This window comes from Pueribacillus theae, assembly GCF_003097615.1.
GTDB classification, from domain to species: Bacteria; Bacillota; Bacilli; order Bacillales; family UBA6769; genus Pueribacillus; species Pueribacillus theae.
Genome location: NZ_QCZG01000003.1, coordinates 58912 through 76720 on the forward strand (window position 1 = coordinate 58912; position 17809 = coordinate 76720).

A 17809-nucleotide genomic window follows, 5' to 3' on the forward strand; every position below is an offset into this window, starting at 1 on the left:
AGCCTTCCTTTCATCCGGCTTTTGGCCTCCGAACTCTGACTTCCGGTTACACATAAACCTCATGCGGAGCATAAAGACGTCTTGCCGTTACAAGATGTTGAACTTGATTCGTACCTTCGAAAATATCGAATACTTTTACATCACGATAAAGCTTTTCAACGAGGTGCCCGTCAAGTCCAATAGGGCCAAGCAATTCAAGACATTTCGAGCAAACATCCAGCGCCATTTTTCCTGCAACCGCTTTACATATTGCAGCTTCCTTCGCATTCGCTTGGCCAACATCCGCTTTCCAGGCAGCTTCCCATGTTAAGAGACGTGCCGCATAAATATCTTGCTCAGCCTCCGCTAAAATTTCTGCTGCTTCATGGTAAAGACGACCTTGTTTAGGGTATTCTTTCTTTACTAAATCAACGGTATATTCATAGGCTGCGCGTGCGATTCCAATGGCCATGGCAGCTACAATCGGACGGGTGCTGTCAAACGTTTTCATCGCCACCTGAAATCCTGATGGTTTGTTATCGCTCGCACTGTAAAGCTCTTCGCCGCCAAGAAGGTTTTCTTGAGGTACGAAGCAATCTTCAAACAATAGTTCCGCCGTCTCGTTCGCACGCAATCCCATCTTTTCAGCGAGACGTGTACAGCTGAATCCGGGTGTCCCTTTTTCAACAACAAAGGCGCGCTGCCCAGCTCGGCCTAAATGGCGATCGACTGTGGCAAATACTACGACCCAAGATGCACGGCCTCCGTTTGTAATAAAAATTTTCTGTCCGTTCAACACATAGCCACCATCAACTTTTTGGGCTGTTGTCCGAATTCCGGAAGCATCTGAGCCTGCTTCTGGCTCTGTTAAAGCATAAGCCCCCCAACGCGGTTTATCTTTTGTAAAAATGGATAGAAAGCGCTCTTTTTGTTCAGGTGTGCCGCTGCTTTGAACAGGAGGCCCTCCAAGTCCCGCGCCAGGAAGAGACAAAGCAATCGCGGGGCAACCCCAAGCCATTTCCTCCGTCGCAATGACAGCCATCCGATTTCCTTCTTTTTCCGATTTGGCACTCTTCTTCGCATCATCTTTTGATTTTTTGCTTCCACCGCTAAAAGTAGAAGTATTTAGGTGAATGCCCATTTTATTCACTTTATCAAGCCATTCATCAGGAACTTTTCCAAGCCGATCGGCTTCCATCGCAATGGGGCGAATTTCATTTTTTGCAAACCAATGAACCAAATTTTTTATTTGCTTCTGCTGTGGTGATAGTTCAAAAGAAATCATTGGGCAACCCTCTCTTCCACTGGTTTCAAGATTTGTTCACCTAGGCGTATGAGCAAATCTCTCTCCCTGCCATATAAAGCCACTTGGGCCTGTGCGTCTCTCATCCATTTCTCAACTGGAAACTCTTGCACATAACCATGCCCACCGAGCATTTGCACAGCAGAGTCAGTCACAAAGCGAACGGATCGGTGAGCACGAGACAAGGCTCTCAAAGAATGGCTCGCATCATCTTCTGCTTCATCATCCACTTTTAACGCCGCTTGCCATACGAGATGATGGGCAGCTTGAAATTCAAACGCCATATCTGCGATCGTGAAGGAGACACCTTGGAATTTCGCAATCTCCTGGCCGAATGCTTTCCTTCCCGCCGTATATTCAATCGCATAGTCGAGTGCCGCTTCCATTAAGCCTACTTCTTTAGCGCCTTGCAGAACACGAATGCGATCTTGAACATTTGATATGAGAGTCCTTGCTTCATCCCCTCGGGCGATGACTTGTTCCGCCCCTACTTGTAAATCTGAAAATTGGATGCGCCCTAGTCCTGAAGAAAGCAATCCGAGACGATAGTCTCCTTCAAGTACACGCCACTTGTCGCTATTCTCCAGCCACAGGACGACCGGTTCGCTTTGAGAATCAATACCTGCGATTGCGATGTATTTAGCCGATGCTGCCAGTCGAACCGGTTTGGAAGTCCCGCGCAGCACGTACTCATTGCCATTCGCTATGATTTCAAAGTCTGAAGCTAATGAGCCTTCTCTATCCGTCGCATCGATGAAAGCAACATCCTGCCTGTCTCCATTAAGATTCGCTTCTTTATAGGATTGAAAAGCTGATTTATCAGGAACAAGTCTGATTAATGAAGCAGCATCACCCGCTCCAGGCAACCCTTGAACAACGTCCAAATCTCCATAACTAAGCGCCTGTAAAATTTGGACTTGTGAGATAAGTGGAAGTTCTAACCCACCCCAGCTTTCTGGAAGTTCAAGCGCCGCAAATCCCAACTCCTCAACCTCTTTTGTTATTTCATTGCTTACAGACCTCTCTTGTTCACACTCCCTTGCTTTTGGACGAATATTCTCAATGGCAAAGTTTTTGGCTAGATTGCTAAATGCCTGTTCATCTTCTGTCGGTCGAAACGAAATCAAATGCTAACCCCTCCTTTTCTCTCTTTACAACGATAGAACATTTCGAATTTTGGTACTCTCTTATTTCCATTTTTGTTTCATTTAGTTTAGGGCAGCTGTATTAAACTCCTTCTTTGCCCATTCACGAAGCTTATTTTTATCAATTTTTCCGATTAAATTTTTGGGTAGGTAGCCGACAATTTTTATCATCCTTGGAGACTTGTATTTTGCAATATTCTCATGGCAAAATTGAATTAGCTCTTCCTCAGTCACCTGTACACCTCGGCGTTTCACAACATAAGCGATGACCTCTTCTCCCATGCTAGGAGAAGGTACACCAACAACACCGGCTTCTGCGACACTAGGATGGGCCATTAACAATTCTTCAAGATCTCTCGGATAAATATTAAAACCACCGCGTATAATCATATCTTTCTTCCGATCGACAATGAATACGTACCCTTCTTCGTCAATTTTCGCCATATCCCCAGTGTAAAGCCAGCCATCTTTGATTACTTTTTCGCTTTCCTCTGGCTTTCCATGGTAGCCCTTTGCGACATTCGGGCCAGAAACAATCAATTCACCCACTTCATTTGGCGGAAGACGGTTGCCGTTCTCGTCAACAACAGCCACTTCAATCCCTGGCAATGGCAATCCAACCGATCCCGGTTTGATTTTCTTCATGGGATCCGTTGCAGTTACGATTGGAGCGGCTTCAGACAACCCGTAACCCTCTAAAACAATACAGCCGAATTTCCGTTGAAAATCTTTAGCCAGCTGCTGAGGAAGGGATGCTGAACCGGAAATACAAGCGAAAAAACTCTTTGTATCGTACTTATCCGCATCCGGGTGATGGTACAAAGCGTGAAACATAGCCGGAACCATTGCGGAGTGTGTTACTTTATATTTTTCAATCGCTTCAAACACTTTAACAGGGTCAAAATACGGGAGTAATACATTTTTATCACCGAGCATGAGAGCGACATTCATCATTGTAAACCCAAACGCGTGCGAGAAGGGCAAAATTCCAAGTCCGACGCGGCCTGTTTTTACTTGCAAGATTTTGGCTGTTTTCGATGCCGCCTTTGCATTTGAATAAAGGTTTTTATGCGTCAGCATCACTCCTTTTGGATTACCGGTCGTACCAGCCGTATATAGCAATGCGGCTTCGTCATTTTCACCAATCGCGATGTCTGGCGCTTTTTTCGATTGGCTCTCTAATTTGTTATATAATGAATGCGGTGAATTCGATTGATCAAGAGTAAAAATCTTTAGTGTTGACGATAAATCACGTGATGCTTCTGTCACCTTTGCAAAGAGCGGCTCTGTCGTCAAAACAACCTTCGGCTTACAGTCCTTAAGAATGTAGTGAATCTCCTTAGCTTGTAACAATGGCATGACAGGGACAACTGCCGCACCGCATTTTAGAATTCCTGCAAAAGCGATCACGACTTCCGGACAGTTCGGCATTGTAACAACAACACGATCACCACGTTCAACACCTAAATCGATTAACGTATGCGCAAGTTGCGAAGAGAGTTCATCACAATACGTATTTGTGTATTCTTTGCCCTCGAAAATGAGAACAGGGTACGTGCCAAACTCTTCGATATTATCACGCCAAATTTGTACTAGATTCATTTCACGCCTCCCGTAATCAGATATCAGATCTCAGAAGCCCGAAGCCAGATGTAAATAATTCATTCTGCCATGAAGACAATTTAAGCTAAGGGCTGCTGAATGTTGGATCACTGTTGAGCGGCGCTGTAAGCCGAAAGAATATCTTGTAATCTTAATGCAAGACCCATATCCCCGTCGATTTGAAGCAGGCCACTCATAAACGCTTCTGTTCCATTCAATTCACCATCAACCATTTTTTTGAAATCTGCCGAATCAATCGTTAATGTACAATCAGCTGTTTCCTTTTCTCCTTCAACGACAGAACCGCTATCTGAACGAAGAATCACTTGATATGTGCTTTCCTCATCTCCGGTAATATTGAACTGATAAACTGCTTCGATTCCATCCGCACGGGAAGGATCCTTCTCCAATTCTGATTCGATTAATTGAAAAATTTCTTTAATTGTAGCCATTAGTACTCCTCCTAAATTGATTTTTTAAAATTCATTTATTTTCCAAAAGCTTCTTTTCGCTTGCTTATCGTTCTGCCATCGCATTCCCCCTTTAAAGCAAACGCTCATTTTTACCGAGAAGAAACAGGAACTGCATCATTTATGAGAAAATGATAAGAACCGACAACGATACGATTTAATAGCTCGGCTAGCGGTTCGATATCTGTTTGTTTATCAACCCCAATTACTTTATGGACAACCACTTCATTTATCGCACCAACCATCGCTTGCGAAAAAATATGTAAGTCATTGTCAAATTCTGCATCCGTTGGTTCAAGTTCATTTCGAACGGTTCCATAAATGAATTCCGCAAACTGGACATGGGCTCTATGGCGAACCTCTTCAACAGCTTGATTGACGCCAACGGAGGAAACTAATAAAAGCTGCGCAACTGGACGCTGGTGCAAACAGATTTGAAGATAACACTTAATTCCCGCCAGCGCTTTGTCTTCCATTTCCTTCTCGCGCTGCGCCGCTGTTTTCACTTTCATTAAAACTTCCTCTAAAAGCTCTTGAAACAAGCAAGCTAGCAACTCTTCTTTGCTGCTAAAAAAATTGTAGAATGTTGTCTTCGATACATGGGCATGCTCGACAATGTCTAATACTGTCGTTTCTCGAAAACCTTTTTCAGTAAACAGCATTAATGCAGCATAGAGCAACTTAACCTGAGGTTTTTTCTTCGCGTCATTTGCGAATAGCGAAAATTCCATTTTCTGAACACCTCAATTAATACCAGTACGTATTCGTATTTCCCTGATTAAAAAAAAGAAAGCACTCGTTTATTTTTCCACCTCCAAACTTTTCAAAGATTTAAATGATTCTGTTTAAAATTCCTTTGACAATAATGTAAGCCTTTCCAATGATAAACAATATTCCGAAAAAAGTCGTAACTTCTTCGCGATGTTTGTATTTAAAACCCTATCTTTGTATGAAGGCGCTTCGGTATAGAGCCTTAAGCCATGTTTTTATACAAAATAGCAAGCTCTTCTCAAGAAAATCGCCCTAATCACAAATCTTTTAATTGATAGAGCGGTGCTTTCCTGAGCGTAACAATCTCCAAAGTACAAAAATTGTGAAGAGAGTTGATGCAATTATTCCGAAGCCTGCATACGTTTTTGCCTCAATCCCTAGAAACCTAGCACTGGAAGCATTCGCGATCATCATGCTGGTGACGATTAAAATCGATGCGAAAATTAATGTAATCCCGATGCGATTTATCACTTGGTTTGCCAAATTGCTTGAAATCGGGTCTGTCTGAACCTGGAGGTTCATTTTCATGTTATTACCGGCTGTATGTTCCATCACTTTATTGATTCGTCTAGGAAAAGTCGCTAAAAGCTTTCCTGACTCTCCCAGCAAACTGGCATTGGCTCTATAATTAAACCGTTTGCCAAGCATATTTTTTAACACGCCCATTTCGTATGTCTCAATCATTTTTCCATACGAAATTTCGGGGCATAGCCAGCGAGCGACACCTTCTGTTGCAGAAAAACCTTTTGCCCATAATGCAAGGCTGCTCGGAATTTTACAATAATTTTTCATTGCTATCGTCATTGCATCAAGAACGAGGCGGCCATAATTGTATCGTTCATTGCCTTGATTCGTATTAACATAATGAAGGGCTAAACGACTCAGTTCATCTCGAAGTTTTACAATATCTGTGTAAACCGTCGGTGGAAATAACTCGATAACGACTTCTGCGGCATCATCAGCCTGGTTCAGCTGGATGTGCATAATGGTCCGCATTAATATATGTGCCATATTACTGTCAATCTTTCCGGTCATTCCCCAGTCGATGACGACGGCGCGTTTCTCATTTTTATCAATCATAATATTCGAGCCATGGGCATCAGCATGATAGATGCCGACAAGCATGCTTTCAATATAGCCATGCGCCAAATCGGTCATTATCAGTACCCTTTCCTCAAAACTAAGGTAATCGACAGGGAATTCCTTTAGCATCCAACCGTTAATATATTCCATCAACAATACGTTTTTCGTTGCATCAACCACTTCGGGAACATGAATATGTTCAAAACGGACAACCTCCCTCCGATATTCATTCATTTTGAATGCTTCAATCTGCATATCCAATTCTTCCATTGAACCACTGTAATAATCTTCAACTAATCCCATTAAATTGAGAGAAGCTGATAATTGTACAGGCAGCCTTTTTTGCAGCATTTTTGCCATTTGTTTAATTACGGCAATGTCTGTTTGGAACAATTTTTCCACCGTTGGGCGAATAACCTTGACAGCTACTATACTTCTGTCCTTTAAGCCAGCTTTATACACTTGTGCAAGTGACCCTGAACCAAGCGGAATGGGGTGAATCCATTCAAAAGTATCTAATCCATCTTCCAATTCAGCTTCCAAAACGTACTGAATATGGCGGAAATCGATGGCTGGCACTTCATCTAGCAATTTTTCCAACTCTAACGTGATTGGTTCAGGCAACAGATCTTGGCGCGTTACAAGCACTTGGCCCAGCTTAATAAATGTTGACCCAAGTTCTTCAAAAGCGATGCGAATCCGCTCACCGATTTTGTGAAGCTGATCATTTTCTGTTTTGTTCCTTTGTTTCTTTCCAAACAATTTCCATATTTCAGTATCCTTCAATAAAAACAGCAACCCATGTTTTGCAAAAACGGACACGATTTTTCTTCGTCTTTGCCATCTAGTAATTGCTTCACGTTCCTTTTTTATTTCCTTTCCGACAGCGTGCAGAGCCACCTTGAACTCATCGTTCTCCTGTCCAGATGAGGCTTCTTTTGAAATACTCAATGGAACACCCCTCATTTGTTTCACTTTTCTTTATCGTAGGGAATAAGGAAAGAAGGGGCTATTCCTTAAAATTTCGTAATTTTTCAACATCTACCGTAAAATGTCGTGTATGATCATCTTCTTTGCGGTGAAAATAATGCTTCCAAAAGCTGCTTTTCCCCAATTAGCTCAAGATAACGCGGATATAATGAAAAGGCGGGAGTAATTCGAGGCAATAGCTGCAAAGCTTTCTTTTTGGAACCTTTCGTCTTAATTTTCCCTGTCAATAAAGCGACCGGGACACTTACTAGACCGCCCCAAAATTGGTGGGCAGTATTCCCTGTTGCGATGACAGACACATCAGGCACCACATTAGATTGACCAAGATATACCGTGTAATTTTCTCCTTTAGTGGGGTTCCTCGCATCAATACAAATCACTGCATCCGGCTCCACGATCTCAAATTCAACGATCATTTTAGAATTCCCGATTTTTTTACCAATTTGATTAATTTGATCAACCTCATCTCCATTTTCATAATAAGCTGGGCTATCGCTCCACCATTGTCTAAATTCCTCTATCGTCCTTGGTCGTGTTGGTATCTTCGCAAACTCACCGATCACTTTATAAAAATGTTCACTATCCTTAAACAATTGCATGTTTGCTCATCTCCTCTCATTTCCATTAAACTATTTCAAAGCATTCACCTCCGCAACCCCGAGAATTGAAGGGGTACGTTTGCCAATTTAGATCCAGTTAATGCGGGATAAAAGGCAAAAAAATAAAAGGCTGTCGTAAAATCAACTAGTAATTGATTTACGACAACCTCAATGTATCTGATATTCATAAAATCGACATGACATTTTGTACGGACTGAGCAGATTTGTTAAGGGCTTCTTTTTCTTCAGTTGTGAGCGGCAGTTCGATAATGCTTTCAATGCCGTCTCCACCAAGGACTGTCGGAACACCTAGGTAGATATCTTGGTAGCCATATTCTCCCTCTAGATAAGCAATGGATGGCAAAATTCGTTTTTTATCTTTTAAGATGGCTTCTGCCATTTCAACAACCGAGGCAGCGGGAGCGTAGTAGGCACTTCCATTGCCGAGTAAATTGACAATTTCACCGCCTCCTTTGCGCGTCCGTTCAACGATCGCTTCCAAACGCTCTGCGGGAAGAATTTTTTCTAGTGGAATTCCACCTGCATAAGAGTAGCGAACTAATGGAACCATATCATCGCCGTGGCCCCCGAGTACAAATCCTGAAATGTCTTCCACAGAGACATTTAATTCTTCGGCGACAAATGTATTGAACCTTGCTGTATCCAGAACCCCTGATTGACCAATGACGCGATTTTTAGCAAAACCTGTCGTTTTATAACAAACATATGTCATCGCATCAACGGGATTGCTTAAGACAATAATATAGCTATTTGGTGCGTGGCGAGCGATTTGTTCAGAAACGTCTTTTATGATGTTTGCATTTGTCGTCACGAGATCATCTCGACTCATTCCCGGTTTCCTGGGAAGGCCCGCCGTAATGATGACTAAATCAGCGTCCTGTATGTCTTCGTAATGGGATGTGCCGCTGATCGTTACATTAAATCCCTGCACCGGGCCCACTTGCAGCATATCGAGCGCTTTCCCTTTTGTCGGGTTCGACATCGATGGGATATCAACGATGATAATGTCACCAAGTTCCTTTTGGGCTAACATGAAAGCGGCTGTCGCGCCGGTATTTCCAGCACCGATGACCGCAATTTTTCTCCGTTTAAACGCCATCGATTTCCCTCCTTCCTAACATTCTTGCTTCTTTGTAGTTATTTATCCATGTCCGATGATCCATCCTTACTCTTTGCCCCTTTATTTTTCTGGGGTGGTTTTGCTTTCGTTTCTTCTTTTTTCATTTTTTCTTTTGGCTTTGGTTTTTCCTTAGGTTCTTCTTTTTTAAGAAGTTCTCCGATCCCTTCGTCAGGGTGTGGAATGACGTGGGATGCGATGAGTTCTCCGACTCGGTCAGCGGCTTCTTTTCCGGCTTCTACTGCTGCTTGAACGGCGCCAACATCACCTTCGACTAAGACGGATACTAATGCGGCATCAATTTTCTCTTGCGTAACTAAACGGACATCGGCGGCTTTCACCATCGCGTCGGCAGCTTCGATTGAACCGATAAGTCCCCTTGTTTCAATCATCCCTAGTGCCTTTGGCAAAGTCATCACCTCTTTCTACATCAATGGAATCAACAATTCCGATAATTAGGGCATCAATTGGTAACCGAAGGTCTGATGTCATATTGGCAGCCGCGCTTCCTCTTGTCACCATCACTTTGTCCCCAACACCTGCGCCAATACGGTCAACGGCAATGTATGCAAAGTCAATCGCCGATCCTTGAGGAGACTCTGGTTGGACGATTAAAAATTTTAGCCCTTTTAAATGATCTTCTTTTCTTGTCGCCCAAACATTTCCAATCACTGTACCGATTTGCATTTGCCTTCAGTCCCTTTCATTCGATTACATAGATGCTTTTTCCTAATTTCCTCGCTGTATCACGAGCTAATGGGGTGACAATGGTAGATTTGTGAATCATAATTTTCGTCTCTTCGCTATTTTCCACATGCCTTTGTGTTAAAAGCTTTTCATGGAAGGTAATTTGGTCTTTTATTAAATTTGTTGATTCTTTAGAATGAGCCTTCCTAGGAACCAGCTCCTCTAAAGATTGGAGGTAAACACCAAAGCTTTTCAGCATGTTCTTATAGTTTAATAGATGATTCACATAGTTTGGGTTTGTCGCTTTTTTTTCATTACTTTTCAAGATCCACTCTAATTCAATTGAAGGAATCAAGCTGATGCGCAAGCCTTTCATCATAAGATGAGAAAGCATCTTACTTTCCGGAGTATCTGTTATTCCTAGTGCTCCTTTCACGATTAAATCTTGTGTGACATTGAAAAAGGCAACCTCTTGTACATCGTTTGGAACGTCATGACATGTGGATGATATGCTGTGTACATTCCAATGTTTTTCTAATTGCTTTTTTTCTTCAGCAGAAGCGTTGATCACAAAAAGATCCGGTTTCCTAAAAACATCACGATCTAGATTTTTTAGGACTTCTAAAACGATTTCTTCTATAACTGTTCGCTCGATCATGATAAACCTGCATACTTGATTAATTTTCCTTTTTTACCTGTTGTAATGAAACCGGCATTTGCTTCATCGGTGTCAATATGCATTTCAAGTTTATAGTTTGGTGAAACGCGAATTAGCACTTGTTCAAAGGACACTGGGCGTATGTCCTCTGTCGTAATTCGGACATAGTCGCCATTTTTTACTTGAAAGGCTTCTGCATCTTCCGGGTGCATATGGATATGCGCCTTCGCGATAATTAAACCTTCTTTTAAGTAAATACTTCCTTCGGGGCCTAAAATCGTAATCGGTGATGAGCCTTTAATATCGCCTGATTCCCTCAGAGGAGGATTTAAGCCAAGCATGATCGCGTCAGTCTTACTAACCTCAACTTGCGTAAGGTTTCTTGTGGGGCCAAGAATGCGTACATTTTGAATGCTTCCCTTTGGCCCGATGATTGACACCGTTTCATTTGCGGCGAATTGCCCTGGTTGGGATAAATCTGCTTTTTTTGTCAATTCATACCCCTCTCCGAACAATGTTTTCAAGTCATTTTTACTTAAATGACAATGCCGTGCCGAAACGGCAATAGGAATAATTTTCGGGGAGGAGGGCTTATTCGAAAGTTGTTGAACTACCTCTTCTACGATGGTTTGAATGACTTGTTGGTTCATGTTTCCAACTCCTCACTTGTCGAATTTCCATCAAAGTTCTAGGTCAATTTTTGGCAGGATGCTTTCCAACTCGTTGTGCGGGCGTGGAATGACATGTACAGAAATGAGTTCGCCGACACGTTGAGCAGCAGCGGATCCAGATTCTGTCGCCGCTTTGACCGCGCCAACATCTCCTCGCACAAGAACGGTTACAATTCCTCCACCGACGTGTACCTTTCCAACTAAGTGTACATTTGCCGCTTTTACCATTGCGTCAGCCGCTTCAATGGAAGCAACGAGTCCTTTCGTTTCAATCATGCCTAATGCGGTAAGTTCTCTAGCCATTTATAATTCCTCCTATATTTCATTCATTTGATATTTTTTAATTACTTCGTTTACCATTTCAGAAATCACATCTGTATCAACTGGGTTTTCAGGATTGATTTTGTGTAACACTTGTTCAACAATTCGTTCAACATCTTCTGACTGCTTCAAATTTTTACTTGCATTTGAATTTTGGGAAGAAACAGGTATGTCAACATCCTTAACCCCATAGGCCATTCGTTTAATATTAATTAAATGGCGAGCAGTAATGTTGTCTGATGTGATGTTTCCTCCAAATGAACCACAACCGAGCGTCATGGATGGCATCAAATTTGTCGTTGCGCCAACGGCTCCGATCGAGGAAAGAGTATTAATAAGAATCCTTGAAACTGGCATCTCAAGACCAAATTCTTTTGCCACTTGTTCATTATTCGTATGAATCGATAACGTATGTCCCCTCCCTCCCAAATTTAATAACTTCAGACAAAGTTCTTTTGCTTCTTGATAATCATTCACCGTGTATAAAGGAAAAATCGGAGATAATTTTTCAATAGAAAAAGGAACATCCTTTCCCACTTTCGTTTCTTCTGCAATAAGTAATCTTGTTTGGGACGGAACAGAGATTCCAGCCATGTCAGCAATTGTTACAGCATCTTTCCCTACGATTTTAGAGTTTAATTTGCCAGGTGTAGGGGAAATGATTTTTTCCATTAATTCCTTTTCTTTTTCACTTAAAAAGTATGCTCCGTTATTTCTTAGCTCTCTAACGGCCATTTGCTTCACGTTGCGATCGATAATTAAACTTTGTTCTGTTGCACAAATTGTGCCATTATCGAATGTTTTACTATCAACGATCATTTTCACGGCGCGATCAATTTTCGCTGTTTTCTCAATGTAGGCTGGTACATTACCAGGCCCAACACCATATGCCGGTTTACCCGAACTATACGCGGCACGTACTAATCCTCCACCACCAGTAGCTAGAACCAAACTAATATCTTTATGCTGCATTAATTCAGTTGTTGCCATCATCGTTGGCTTAGATATCCAACCAATAATACCCTCTGGAGCACCGGCTTCAACAGCTGCTTGAAGGCAGATTTTTAATGCTTCGATTGTACAATTCACTGCACTGGGATGGGGACTGACTACAATGGCATTTCTCGTTTTTAAAGAAATTAACGTTTTGAAAATAGCTGTTGATGTTGGATTTGTAGTCGGGATAATACCAGCGATAAGGCCATATGGTTCAGCAATTTCCACAACTTTGTTCACCGAATCTTCGTTAATGATTCCCACTGTTTTTTCATGGCGAATGGATTCATACACACTTTTGGAGCCAACTTCATTTTTTATTTTTTTATGTTCTACGACCCCCATTCCTGTTTCTTCAACCGCCATCTGTGCCAATCGTAATGATTGATTAAAAGCAGCATCGGAAACCTTTTTGACGATTTCGTCTACTTCTTGTTGAGAGAAACGCAAATATGTTAATTGAGCTTCTTTCGCTTTTTTCACCGCTTCTCTCATTTCATGCACAGACTGTAAATCATGATCCAATGGCATCAAAGTTACATCTCTCCTTTCTTCATTAGTAGAGGATGTTCAAAAAGTCCGGGAACGATAGGCTGCGAATCTCTTCGTCAGCTTGCTATTCCGTCCTCACGAATTGAAGATACTATATGCACCTGCGTCTACAAGCATTGCTTCGAAGCTTGTTTTCTCGGTGCAACTCGCAGCAAAATCATAGTAGTATCGCTCGTCGCTACGGTGCTCAAAGCTGCGCTTCCTCGACCTTCTTGCCTCTCGTTGTCCTCCTTGTTGAACACACACTAGTAGTGAATTGGCTGTTTTGCTATTTCAATAATGCAATCGCGAAACGCGTCTGCAGCGGCTTGGCATGCGGATTGGGAGCCGGTTAGCAATCCTCCGCCAAAGTTTGTTTCAGAAGGAGGCCCAAAAAACTTTTTTAATTCAACATCCGATGCCTTCAAAGCCGCATCGAGTCCATACATGGCTTCAAGCGGCGGGGCAATAAGATAAGCGAGTGGTTCTCCCATCTTGATGCCTGCTTCCTTGGATAAGTAACTGCCCGTACTTGAAACAACATGCGCATAAAGTACATGCGTTTTATCTTGATTTACTGCTTCAAAGAAAGCATCATTTTCAACAGTTTGTTTTACAGCTTCCATTCCGCTCTTCACTTCATCGGGATTAGGAGCTGCAAGTATGCCAATAAACTCACCAGACAGTGGGCCTGAAGCATGATCGGCCCCGGCATAAAAAGAGCGTGCGTAAACCGCTTCTACATCTGCCCTTTTCGTTGCTTCATCCAATGCCGTGTAGCCAATATCATCGATTGTCGTCGTAAAAATCGCAAGACTGCGATGGTATTGATTTAATTGCAATTGTCTAGCTAATCCATGATCGACATTTGGTATGAGCCGAACTGCAAGAATCTCAGCATGAACCCTCTCCAAGTTCATACACTTCACCTCCTACCCCTCTCTTTGTACGAGTCCTACTCCACTAGCTTCATATTTTAAAATCTTTTGAACGACTGTTCCTAAATATGCACCAGCTTCTACTGGAGGAATCCCTCCCCTATGAATATTCGAAATGACCATCCGATCCGCTTCAATCGTTCCTATTCTCGGCTCATAGCATAAATAAGCACTTAATGATTCAGCACTTACCAATCCTGGGCGTTCACCAATTAATAAAACGACAACTTTCGGTTTTAGCAATTCCCCAACTTCATCCATTACAGCGACCCTTCCTTTATTAATAAAGAAAGGAGTCCCAACATCTATTCCTTGACTCTTTAATGATTGCCCTAATGACAGATACACATCTTCGATATTTTTATCGATCGCTTTAGAACTAAGGCCATCTGAAACGATAATTTGGACAGTAGGAGACTTGATACACTTTTGTTCAAGCAACTGCTTTGCTTCGTCTGACAGTTTTCGGCCAAAATCAGGACGGCGAATGTACACCTCCTTATCGTCCACTTTCGTATTTACTGAGAACAGGTTTAACTTTTTCAAAATTTCTTCATCCACATGACCGTACACAGCATCGACAGCCGCAGCATGGTCGAAACGGAATTTTAACCATGTTTTCGTCTTTGGCCGTAAGCCCGCTCTTCCGATCCCAATCCTTGCAGGTGTTTTATTTACTAGATTCATAAGTTCATCCGGATGGATTGGATTTTCAATTCCGATTGTATTTTCAATCATGTCGTCTGTTGTGTTTTCTTTACGTTTGTCCGAACTAGACTTTTCCTTTTCCGCTTCCACCGTTTTATTGTTATAAAGCTTTACGGTTGGTTTATCATTCGATTCATCTTGAAATGGTTGAAAAGGAGGCGTAGTTAAATTTGTTACTTCTGGTTTAGGTGTACCGTGGTTCCAAAACTTAACAGTCACATCTCTTGTTTCATCTCTCCTTATCCCACTTTCGCTCATTTTACTTAATATCATTTTCGTAACCTTTTCCACCAACTCACGATCCACTCTAACCAACTCCTATCGTGTAAAAATGGTTGGATCCCCAGCCAGCTTGCTTAGTTTTCCATTTTCAAAGATCCCCATCTTTTCAAGCCATTGTTCAAACAGCGGCGCCGGTCGCTTTTTCATCGTTTGCCTCAACGCAGCAACATCGTGATAACTCATCGATTGATAATTAAGCATACAATCATCCCCCATAGGTGTCGCGATAATGAAATTTACACCAGCGGCTGTAAGCAGTACGCCCAAATTTTCAATATCATTTTGATCCGCTTTAATGTGATTCGTATAACAAATGTCAACTCCCATTGGAATGCAATGCATTTTGCCCATAAAATGATCTTCTAGCCCAGCTCTTATCACTTGTTTGTTATCATATAAATATTCCGGCCCTATAAATCCAACAACTGTATTTACGATGTAAGGATCATAGTAGCGGGCAAATCCATAGTTTCTAGATTCTAGCGTCATTTGGTCAATCCCAAAATGCGCTTCTGCCGACAATTCCGAACCTTGCCCTGTTTCAAAGTACAAACGTTGCGGGCCAGTTCCTGTCCCGAGTGTTAATGCCATGTCATTTGCTTCTTCCAGGAGGGATGCGCTTATGCCAAATGAACGGTTAGCCGCTTCCGTCCCCGCGATACTTTGGAAAATCATGTCCGCTGGAGCACCTTGTTCAATCGCTTTCATTTGAGCAGTGACATGTGCCAATACACAATTTTGACTTGGGACAGACCACTCTTGAATAAAATCATGTGTTGCATGCAAAAGCCGCTTTACGCTTTCGACGGAATCATCGACTGGATTAATGCCGATAACCGCATCTCCGATTCCGTATGAAAGTCCTTCCTTTAAAGAAGCGATCATCCCTTCCACATTATCGGTTGGATGGTTTGGTTGAAGCCTTGAAGCAAGCACTCCTTTTTGACCAATTGTAATATTACATTTTGATAAAACTTCTAGTTTGTCAGCGGCATGTACAAGATCCAAGTTAGACATCAGCTTTGCCGCAGCAGCAATCATTTCACTGTTTAACCCTCGACTGAGACGTTTTAAATCTTCGCCTGTTGTAGCATCATTTAAAATATATTCTCTTAATTCAGCAACCGACCAATTTTTAATTGATTGATAGATCGGTTCATTGATTTGGCTCTCAATTATTTTTGATACTTCATCTTCTTCTGGCGGGAGCAACGGATGGTTTCGAATATCAGCTAATGTTAAATCACTTAGTACTTCTTTCGCAGCAATTCTTTCTTGTACAGTTTCCGCCGCAATACCGGCCAATCGATCACCAGATTTTTCCTCATTTGCTTTGGCAAACAAATCTTTTAAAGAAGAAAATTGATAGACATTTCCAAATAGCGTTGTCTTTAAATTCAAATCTTTGAAGCTCCTTTCTTACCCATGGAAAGTGAGTGTTTTAATAACGACTGGGACAACTCCTGTTTGTAACTCTTGGCCAATATCAAGGTAATCCCCGTGTTCTACTTGAATTTGATCAATACAGATAACACTTTGCTCTTTCGATTGAACATTCAACGTTTGACCCAGTGCTTTCGCATGATCACTTTCCAGCACGATGACTAAAGGTTGGTTTTGATGTGGTTTTATTTTTATTGCATCTAATAAAACAGAGGCTAATTGTTGAACTTCGCAAAAACGTAAATAAGGAACATCAGTTAAACAGAGTGCGAAATTTTGGCCTTCCCGCTGAGGGTCAAAGATTTCAATCGCTTCTTCCATCGCCCTTGCTATTTTTTGCAAGCCTTTTTCAAAATCATGCTCCAAACAAATTTGATAAACTGGCAGATTTTTTATCGGTAAGTTTTCAGTTTCGACCTGAATCGTTGCTCCGCTAATTTCAGTTGTTTGCGTTCCTGCTCCAAGTACCGTCGCTCTTACTGTCTCCGTGGGGACTATCCAATCCCAGTTCATCAAATCCGAATTTTCTTTTAAGGATGTCGCAAGTAGAACCCCTATGTCGTGATATTGATTATGAAGAAGTTGTTGATTATCTAGTTGATAAATACAATCTCCAACCCCACCAGAAAACATAATTGCCTCCACACTCTCAGTCCAATTCGGTTCATGACCTAAAAGAAGGATTTTGTCAGTTTCAGTTAATCTTTTTTGTAACATTCTCGCAATAACAGACGCCATAAAATCTGTTAATTTTTTCAAATTACTTTCTTCATACTGTTGGCCTTTTTGTAAGTCAATGCCTATTGTTTGGAGTAATTTTTTTACAGGCAAAGAGACATTTTGGATCTGATGCTCTTCAAATTCAACCAACCTACCACCAATATGCAATGTACACGTACCGCACAATTTTCCGAAACGATAGACTGCTACATTCGTTGTTCCACCGCCGATATCGATATTGGCAATCGTTTTTTCCGTTTTTTTTGAATAGTCATAGGCACCCGAACCTTTCGCAGCAATCATACTTTCTAAATCAGGACCTGCAGTTGCAACGAGAAATTCTCCCGCATGGTTCGATAAGTGGTGAATCATTTCTTCGGCGTTTGTTTTCGTCGCTGTCTCACCTGTAATAATGACCGCTCCAGTTTTTATATCGCGAGAACTTACCCCTGCCTTTTCGTACTCATTTTTTACAATTTCTTCCACTTTATCCATATCAATTGTTGTAGGAGATAAGAGTGGTGTACGATGAATCGGACTTCGATAAATAATTTCCTTATCGATAATCTCTATTCTTGGCATATGTGCCCCGCCTGCCGTATTCATTAACGAAAATTTGCTAATGATCACCTTTGTGGTACTTGTTCCAATATCGATACCGGCGCTGATCATTTCTTCTTTTTGCGGATTGTAATGTTTCAAAGTTTACAACTCCTTTAAAGAAAAACACTGACACATCTTTCTTAGAGGTGAGAGGTTAGACGTAATTAAATT

Annotated in this window: 18 protein-coding genes; all 18 read right to left on the reverse strand. The window is 41.8% G+C overall.

Annotation, left to right across the window (positions count from 1 at the left end; all coding sequences use genetic code 11):
* Positions 1–46: 46 nt before the first annotated feature.
* Positions 47–1264, reverse strand: coding sequence for an acyl-CoA dehydrogenase family protein (locus DCC39_RS02630; RefSeq protein WP_116553331.1), 1218 nt, complete (start codon positions 1262–1264; stop codon positions 47–49).
* Positions 1261–2409: an acyl-CoA dehydrogenase family protein gene (locus tag DCC39_RS02635; RefSeq protein WP_116553332.1), complete on the reverse strand. Its 1149-nt coding sequence runs from the start codon at positions 2407–2409 to the stop codon at positions 1261–1263. Before DCC39_RS02635 ends, DCC39_RS02630 begins: the two co-directional genes overlap by 4 nt.
* An 81-nt stretch (positions 2410–2490) precedes the next feature.
* The gene (locus tag DCC39_RS02640) at positions 2491–4029 is read right to left on the reverse strand and encodes a long-chain-fatty-acid--CoA ligase (protein ID WP_116553333.1); all 1539 of its coding nucleotides are present in this window, start codon (positions 4027–4029) and stop codon (positions 2491–2493) included.
* Positions 4030–4136: 107 nt separating this feature from the next.
* Positions 4137–4481, reverse strand: coding sequence for an SCP2 sterol-binding domain-containing protein (locus DCC39_RS02645; RefSeq protein ID WP_116553334.1), 345 nt, complete (start codon positions 4479–4481; stop codon positions 4137–4139).
* A gap of 110 nt (positions 4482–4591) precedes the next feature.
* On the reverse strand, positions 4592–5230 hold the full coding sequence (locus tag DCC39_RS02650) for a TetR/AcrR family transcriptional regulator (protein ID WP_116553335.1): 639 nt from the start codon (positions 5228–5230) through the stop codon (positions 4592–4594).
* 307 nt (positions 5231–5537) lie between these two features.
* Positions 5538–7304 (reverse strand): ABC1 kinase family protein, encoded by a 1767-nt coding sequence (locus tag DCC39_RS02655; protein WP_240613504.1) that lies wholly within the window; start codon positions 7302–7304, stop codon positions 5538–5540.
* A gap of 113 nt (positions 7305–7417) precedes the next feature.
* Positions 7418–7942: a hypothetical protein gene (locus tag DCC39_RS02660; protein ID WP_116553337.1), complete on the reverse strand. Its 525-nt coding sequence runs from the start codon at positions 7940–7942 to the stop codon at positions 7418–7420.
* A gap of 184 nt (positions 7943–8126) precedes the next feature.
* Complete coding sequence (mdh, locus tag DCC39_RS02665) at positions 8127–9062, reverse strand: malate dehydrogenase (RefSeq protein ID WP_116553338.1); 936 nt, start codon at positions 9060–9062, stop codon at positions 8127–8129.
* A 38-nt stretch (positions 9063–9100) separates the two neighbouring features.
* Positions 9101–9490, reverse strand: coding sequence for a BMC domain-containing protein (locus DCC39_RS02670; RefSeq protein ID WP_116553339.1), 390 nt, complete (start codon positions 9488–9490; stop codon positions 9101–9103).
* Positions 9465–9767 carry a EutN/CcmL family microcompartment protein gene (locus tag DCC39_RS02675; protein ID WP_116553340.1) on the reverse strand — a complete coding sequence of 101 codons (303 nt, stop codon included), beginning with the start codon at positions 9765–9767 and terminating at the stop codon, positions 9465–9467. The genes DCC39_RS02670 and DCC39_RS02675 overlap by 26 nt, the downstream gene beginning before the upstream one ends.
* Positions 9768–9783: 16 nt before the next feature.
* Positions 9784–10425 carry a hypothetical protein gene (locus DCC39_RS02680; RefSeq protein ID WP_116553341.1) on the reverse strand — a complete coding sequence of 214 codons (642 nt, stop codon included), beginning with the start codon at positions 10423–10425 and terminating at the stop codon, positions 9784–9786.
* Positions 10422–11075, reverse strand: a complete 654-nt coding sequence (locus DCC39_RS02685; RefSeq protein ID WP_116553342.1) for a phosphate propanoyltransferase — start codon at positions 11073–11075, stop codon at positions 10422–10424. Before DCC39_RS02685 ends, DCC39_RS02680 begins: the two co-directional genes overlap by 4 nt.
* A gap of 30 nt (positions 11076–11105) precedes the next feature.
* The gene (locus DCC39_RS02690; protein ID WP_116553343.1) at positions 11106–11399 is read right to left on the reverse strand and encodes a BMC domain-containing protein; all 294 of its coding nucleotides are present in this window, start codon (positions 11397–11399) and stop codon (positions 11106–11108) included.
* Between the two features lie 12 nt (positions 11400–11411).
* A complete protein-coding gene (locus tag DCC39_RS02695; protein WP_116553416.1) occupies positions 11412–12944 on the reverse strand; it encodes an acetaldehyde dehydrogenase (acetylating) in 1533 nt (510 codons plus the stop codon).
* 266 nt (positions 12945–13210) lie between these two features.
* A complete protein-coding gene (gene eutL / locus DCC39_RS02700) occupies positions 13211–13864 on the reverse strand; it encodes an ethanolamine utilization microcompartment protein EutL (protein ID WP_116553344.1) in 654 nt (217 codons plus the stop codon).
* A gap of 12 nt (positions 13865–13876) precedes the next feature.
* Entirely contained in the window at positions 13877–14896 is a 1020-nt protein-coding gene (eutC, locus tag DCC39_RS02705; RefSeq protein ID WP_116553345.1) for an ethanolamine ammonia-lyase subunit EutC, read from the reverse strand.
* 12 nt (positions 14897–14908) lie between these two features.
* Positions 14909–16273 carry an ethanolamine ammonia-lyase subunit EutB gene (locus DCC39_RS02710; RefSeq protein ID WP_116553346.1) on the reverse strand — a complete coding sequence of 455 codons (1365 nt, stop codon included), beginning with the start codon at positions 16271–16273 and terminating at the stop codon, positions 14909–14911.
* Positions 16274–16291: 18 nt separating this feature from the next.
* Positions 16292–17737, reverse strand: a complete 1446-nt coding sequence (locus DCC39_RS02715) for an ethanolamine ammonia-lyase reactivating factor EutA (RefSeq protein WP_205948455.1) — start codon at positions 17735–17737, stop codon at positions 16292–16294.
* Positions 17738–17809: the final 72 nt, after the last annotated feature.